At 76.7% G+C, this 5,964-nt stretch carries 5 protein-coding genes; 1 reads left to right on the top strand and 4 read right to left on the bottom strand.

Annotated elements, in window-relative coordinates; genetic code table 11:
• Nucleotides 1-158 precede the first annotated feature (158 nt).
• Complete coding sequence (locus G6556_RS16525) at nt 159-956, bottom strand: endonuclease/exonuclease/phosphatase family protein (protein WP_240934639.1); 798 nt, start codon at nt 954-956, stop codon at nt 159-161.
• A gap of 124 nt (nt 957-1,080) precedes the next feature.
• On the opposite strand from G6556_RS16525, the gene G6556_RS16520 reads away from it, so the two are divergent.
• Nucleotides 1,081-2,709, top strand: coding sequence for an endo-1,4-beta-xylanase (locus G6556_RS16520; protein ID WP_166943883.1), 1,629 nt, complete (start codon nt 1,081-1,083; stop codon nt 2,707-2,709).
• Nucleotides 2,710-2,716: 7 nt separating this feature from the next.
• On the opposite strand, the gene G6556_RS16515 is transcribed toward G6556_RS16520, so the two are convergent.
• The 3 genes from G6556_RS16515 to G6556_RS16505 form a co-directional block, all read right to left on the bottom strand.
• Complete coding sequence (locus G6556_RS16515) at nt 2,717-4,354, bottom strand: SpoIIE family protein phosphatase (RefSeq protein ID WP_166943881.1); 1,638 nt, start codon at nt 4,352-4,354, stop codon at nt 2,717-2,719.
• 62 nt (nt 4,355-4,416) lie between these two features.
• Nucleotides 4,417-4,797 carry a VOC family protein gene (locus G6556_RS16510; protein ID WP_166943879.1) on the bottom strand — a complete coding sequence of 127 codons (381 nt, stop codon included), beginning with the start codon at nt 4,795-4,797 and terminating at the stop codon, nt 4,417-4,419.
• Between the two features lie 78 nt (nt 4,798-4,875).
• Nucleotides 4,876-5,772: an LLM class F420-dependent oxidoreductase gene (locus tag G6556_RS16505; protein ID WP_166943877.1), complete on the bottom strand. Its 897-nt coding sequence runs from the start codon at nt 5,770-5,772 to the stop codon at nt 4,876-4,878.
• Nucleotides 5,773-5,964: the final 192 nt, after the last annotated feature.

The raw sequence follows: 5,964 nt of genomic DNA, 5'->3' as shown, positions 1-5,964 counted from the left end.
GGCGGCTACCGCGCCGGCCCCGCCCGGCTCGCCCGTCGCGCCGTGTCCCGGCACCGGCTCCCCGCCCGGGGTGCACGCCGCCGCGCCGAGCAGCAGCAGCGCCGCCACCGCGAGCGCCCGCCGTGCGCGTCCCCGCTGCGCCCCCGGCGTGGTCGTCCTCACGACGTCAGCTCGACGTCCACGACCACCGCGAAGTGGTCCGAGGGGTACCGCCCCGCCACGGGCTCGTCGCCGGCCAGCCGGGCGCCGTCCGCCCGCAGCGTCCCGCCCGGCCGGCCCGGCCGCGCGAGCACGTGGTCGATCCGGTGGTCGATCAGCTCGGTGCACTCCAGCGGCGCCTCCGGCACGACCGAGCTCAGCGTCACCGCCGCGGGGTCGCCGCCGCCCATCGGCCACAGGTCGGCGAGCTGCCGGGTGAGCGCGGCCATCTGCGGCCCGTCGGGCCGGGCGTTGAGGTCGCCGAGCACCAGCACCGGCAGGTCGCCGTCGAGGTCCGCGTCGGCCGCCAGGTCCGCGAGCGCCCAGGCCTGCGCCATCCGGTCCTCGCCGTACCGGGGCTCCCACTCGAGCGTCGCGACGACGACGTGCAGCGGCCCCGCCGGGTGGTCGAGGGTGGCGTGCAGCGCGTGCGCCGGGGGCCCGGGCCGTTGCGTCGCCGGCAGCGGCACGGTCCGGGTCGCCAGCACCGGCCAGCGCGCGACCAGGGCGATGCCCATCTCGACGCCGGCGAGGTCGGGCTCGGGCGCCTCCGGCACCGGTGGCAGGCCCGTCGGGACGAACACCGCCGTGGGGAGCCCGAGGTGCGCCGCCACCAGGTCCGCCTGGGTGCCGTCGCCGTCCCGCCAGGTCTCCACCAGCGCCAGCACGTCGGGCCGGGCGTCGGCGAGCACGCCGAGGACGGCGGGCTCCCGCTCCCGCCACGCGCCCCCGAAGCGCCACCACACGTTCCACGTCATGGCCCGCACCCCGCCAGCGTAGGGAGCGGCGCCGCGACGCGCGCGCCCACCTGCGGGACTGGCCCCGCGGCCCCGGGCATGCCTACCGTGGTGCCTCCCCCGACCCCGGACGAGAGGCACCCGCGTGCGCCGACCCGCCCTGCTGCTCGGCATCGGCGCCGTCGTCGTCCTCGTGCTGCTGGTCGTGGTGCTCCTGGTCCGGGACGACGACCGCGGCGACGACCGCGCGCCGGCGCCGGCCGCGTCGGCGAGCACCCCGCCCGCCGAGGCCATGACCACCGTGCTGTCCAGCACCTTCGACGAGGGCGACGAGGGCTGGGCCGCGCTGGGCGACGGCGTGCAGGTCGCCGACGCGCAGGACGTCACGCACGACGGCGCGGGCAGCCTGCGCGTCACGGGCCGGTCGGAGGCCTGGCACGGCGCGGCCGTCGACCTGTCCGGGTCGATCGCACGCGGCCAGGTGCACACCGTGTCCGCCTGGGTGCGGCTCGGCGACGGCGCCCCGGACGCGGACGTGCAGCTGACGCTCGAGCGCGACCCCGGCAGCGACGACCCGCTCTACGTGCACGTCGGGCGGGTCACGGCGTCGTCGGGCGACTGGGTCGAGCTGTCCGGCACGGCGCAGGTCCCCGAGGGCGACGGCGAGTGGCGGCTCTACGTCGAGACCACGGAGTCCACCGCCGACCTGCGGCTGGACGACGTCACGGTGCAGCGACCCACCCCGGAGGTGCAGACCGACGTGACCGCGCTCAAGGACGCGACCGAGGTGCCGCTGGGCGTCGCGGTCGGCCCCCAGGACCTCACCGGCCGCCCCGCCGACCTGCTCCTGCGGCACTTCGACCAGCTCACGCCCGAGAACGCGATGAAGCCCGTCACCGTGCAGCCGACCGAGGGCGACTTCGACTTCGGGCCGATGGACGAGGTGCTGGACTTCGCCGCCGCCCACGGGCTCACCGTGCACGGCCACACGCTCGTGTGGCACCGGGCGACGCCCGACTGGTTCTTCGAGGCCGCCGACGGCCGGCCGCTGACCGGCAGCGCCGAGGACCGGGCGCTGCTGCTCGACCGGCTGCGCACCCACACGCGCGCGATCGCCGACCACCTCGCGGACCGGTACGGCGACGCGAGCCCGGTCACCTCGTGGGACGTCGTCAACGAGGCGCTCGACCCCGAGCAGCCCGACGGCCTGCGGCACAGCCGGTGGTACGAGGTGCTCGGCCCGGACTACGTCGCCGAGGCGTTCCGGGTCGCCCGCGAGGAGCTCGGCCCCGACGTCGCGCTCTACCTCAACGACTACGACACGGACGCGCCGGACCGCCGCCGCGGGCTGGTGCGGCTGGTGATGGACCTGCAGGCCGCCGGCGCGCCGGTCGACGGCGTCGGCCACCAGATGCACGTCGACCTGAGCACCGACGTCGACCGGGTCGCCACCACCCTCGACGCGGTGGCGGCGCTCGGGGTGCGGCAGGCCGTCACCGAGCTGGACGTGGCCATCTCCGCCCGGGACGAGCAGCTCGACAGCACGCCGCCCGACCGGCTGGAGGCGCAGCGCGGGCAGGTGCGGGACCTGGTCGCGGCGTTCGCGCAGCGCGACCTCGCGTTCATCGGCGTGTGGGGCCTGTACGACACCCGGTCCTGGCTGCGCGCGTGGCCCGAGGAGCGGCCCTACGAGGCGCCGCTGCTGTTCGACGACGACCTGCAGGCGAAGCCCGCCTACGAGGGGTTCCTCGAGGGGCTCGGCGGCGCCGGCTGACCCGCCGTCAGGGCACGTCGTCCGCGGCGACCGAGCCCGCCCGGTAGACCACCAGCGCCACGTCGTCCTGCGCGCCGCGCGGGGCGAGCGACCGGAGCAGGTCGTCGGCGACGGACCCGGTGCGCGCGCCGGCGGGCTGCGCGGCGACCTCCGCGACCAGGCGGTCGAGCCCGTCCCGCAGCGTCTCGTGGCGTCGCTCGATCAACCCGTCCGTGCACACCACGAGCAGGTCGCCGTCGGCGAGGCGCTCGACGGCCTCGGGCCGCGCGGCGGTCGAGATCCCGAGCGCCGCACCGCGTCCGCCGAGCAGCATCTCCGCCCCGCCGGCGGCGCGGCGCAGCACCGGCGGCAGGTGGCCGGCCGAGGAGTGCACGACGGTGTGCTCGACCTCGTCGACCACGGCGCAGAACACCGTCGTGCACTCGGCGCCGGGCAGCGTGCGGGCGAACCGGTCGAGGCCGTCCAGCACGTCCGCGGGGCTGCGGTCCTCGAGCAGCAGGGCGCGGGTCGCGGCGCGCAGCTGTCCCATCCGGGCGGCGGCGTCGAGCCCGTGGCCCACGCAGTCCCCGACGACGAGCGCGCGGCGGCCCGGGCCGAGCTCGACCACGTCGTACCAGTCGCCGCCGACGGCCAGGTCGCCGACCGCCGGCAGGTAGCGCGCGACGACGCCCGCGACGCTCGACCCCTCGGGCACGATCGCCGCCTGCAGGGTGTCGCTGACCTCGCGCAGGTGGTCGACCTCGAGCTGGTGGCGCAGGGAGCCGCCGACCGCGGCGCCCACGATGCTCGCGACCAGGTGCAGGTAGGACCGGTAGGCGTCGTCCCACGGACGACGGCCGGCGCCGGTCAGCACCATCACCCCCACGGGGGTGACGTCCACGACGCCGGCGAGCGGGACGAGCACGGTCCGCCCGCGGTCCTCGGCCACGCCGGTGCGGGCGACCCGCTCGACCAGGTCGCCGGGGACCTCGCACCCGCGGGAGGCGCCCGCGCTGCCCCGCAGGCCCAGCGCGCCGTCGGCACCGCGCACGTACAGCGCGGCGGCGAGCACGTCGGGCGCGTCGTCGAGCAGCCCGAGGGTCGTCGAGGCGAGCGCGTCGAGGTCGTCCCGCGCCGCGGTCAGGGCCGCCGTCAGGTCGCCGAGCAGCCGCATGCGCCGCTGCTCCACGACGCGCTCGGTGGTCTCCGTGACGATGTCGAGCAGACCCCGCACCTCGTCCGAGGAGTCCCGGATCGGCGAGTACGAGTAGGTGAAGTAGACGTCCTCGTCGTAGCCCGACCGGTTCGTCACCAGGTGCCGGTCGACCTCCCAGGTCGGCTCGCCGCGCAGCATCACGGCCTCCACCGACGGCAGCAGGTCGTCCCAGATCTCCTTCCACACCTCCGCGAGCGGTGCGCCCATCGCCCCCGGGTGCTTGTCGGAGCCGAGCATCTCCCGGTAGCCGTCGTTGTAGATCATGGTGAGCTCGGGGCCCCAGGTGACCAGCACCGGGAACCGGGTGCTGAAGCACATCTCGACGGTCAGCCGCAGGGCGGTCGGCCAGGTGCTCGGCACGCCCAGCGGCGTCGACGCCCAGTCCACCTCGCGCGCCAGCGCGCCGGTCGCACTGCCGGCCGTGACGCGGACGAACCAGGGTGATCGCACGCTGGTGACCCTACGCGCCGGGGTCCCGCACCGCCGGGTGACCGCGGCGGACGGGTCGCGGCTCAGCCGTCCCGGTAGAGGCAGAACGGGTGACCCGCCGGGTCCAGCAGCACCCGGCGAGAGGGCTGCGGCTGGTGCGCCGCGAGCCGGGCGCCGAGCCGCAGCGCGCCCGCGACCGCCTCCTCCAGGTCCAGCACCTCGACGTCCAGGTGCACCTGGCGCTGCTGGTCGCCGGCCTCCGCGGGCCACACGGGCGGCTGGTGGTCGGGGCTGCGCTGGACCGCGAGGTACGCCACGCCGGACGGGGCCGCGACGACGGCGTGGTCCGGGTCGTCGCCGACCACCTGCCAGCCCAGCACCTCCGCGTAGAACGCCGCGAGCGTGCACGGCTCGGGCGCGTCGATCACCACGCCCCACCAGCCGTCCTCGGCGCGCCCCTGCATGCGCCCATCGTGGGGTCACGTCGGAGCTTCCCGCACGTCGGGGGCCGTCCCGGGCCGGCGACGGCCGGGCGGCGGGCGTCAGCGCGCGCCGAGCTCCGCCACCCGCGGCACCGCCTGCGCCACGTGGTCCCGGACCCAGGTGGCCAGCGGCACCTCGGCCGGCGGGCGCAGGATCACGGTCTGCACGCCGAGGTCCGCGTACGGCCGGGCGGCCGCGACGAAGCCGTCCACGTCGCCGGACAGCAGCTGGTCGCCGCCCATCAGCAGCGTCACCCGGATGTCGCCGTAGTCCCGGCCGACGTCGTCGCAGTGCCCGCGCAGCACGTCCAGCTTGCGGCCGACCTCCTCCGGGCCGGTCTCGAACAGGTTGCACGCGTCCCCGTACTGCGCCACGAGCCGCAGCGTCTTGCGCTCCCCCGACCCGCCGACCAGGATCTCCGGGCCGCGACCGGGCCGGCTGAGCGGCAGCGGGCGGCACAGCGTCTCGGCCAGCCGGTAGTGCACGCCCTCGAACGGCCCCTCGTCCTCGGGGTCCCACATCTGCCGGCAGATGCGCAGCGTCTCCTCGAGCCGCTCGAACCGCTCCTTCAGCGGCGGGTACGGCACGCCGAGCGCGACGTGCTCCTTCTCGTACCAGGCCGCGCCGATCCCCAGCGTCGCCCGGCCCTGCGACAGCACGTCGAGCGTCGCGACGATCTTCGCGAGCAGCCCCGGGTGCCGGTAGGTCACGCCGGTCACGAGCGCCCCGAGCTGCACGGTCTCCGTACGGCCCGCCAGCATCCCGAGGGTCGTGTACGCCTCCAGCATCGGGTCGCTCGCCGGGAACCCGGCGGGCTCCATCTGGAAGAAGTGGTCCATCACCGACAACCAGGCCAGGCCCGCGTCCTCGGCCGCCTCGGCCGTGTCGGCGAGCTCGCGGCCGAGCCGGGCGGGCTCGACCGCGTCGAACCGCATGAGGTGGGCGCCGAGACGCATGGTGGCTCCTTCGGGGGTCGGACCGGCGCGGACCGCGCCGGTCCCTCGGACGATGCCGCTTGGAGCGCGCTCCAAGTCAAGAGGGCCAGCGCCGCGCGGTCGCGGCGGCGGCGTCTGCTGAGGGCAGAACGCCGCGCCCGGCCGCGGCGGGGTGGCGGCGCTAGCGTGGCGGGACCCGAGGAGGTCCGCCAT

This window comes from Cellulomonas sp. IC4_254 (assembly GCF_011603975.1).
Taxonomy (GTDB): Bacteria; Actinomycetota; Actinomycetes; order Actinomycetales; family Cellulomonadaceae; genus Cellulomonas.
The sequence above is the reverse complement of the archived record's forward strand: the minus strand, read 5'-3'. Positions and strand labels throughout refer to the sequence as shown.

Bases quoted from the DNA above. Each gene is read 5' to 3' on its own strand.
- G6556_RS16525 (WP_240934639.1), bottom strand. From the start codon at position 956: ATGACGTGGAACGTGTGGTGGCGCTTCGGGGGCGCGTGGCGGGAGCGG.
- G6556_RS16510 (WP_166943879.1), bottom strand. From the start codon at position 4,797: ATGCAGGGGCGCGCCGAGGACGGCTGGTGGGGCGTGGTGATCGACGCG.
- G6556_RS16505 (WP_166943877.1), bottom strand. From the start codon at position 5,772: ATGCGTCTCGGCGCCCACCTCATGCGGTTCGACGCGGTCGAGCCCGCC.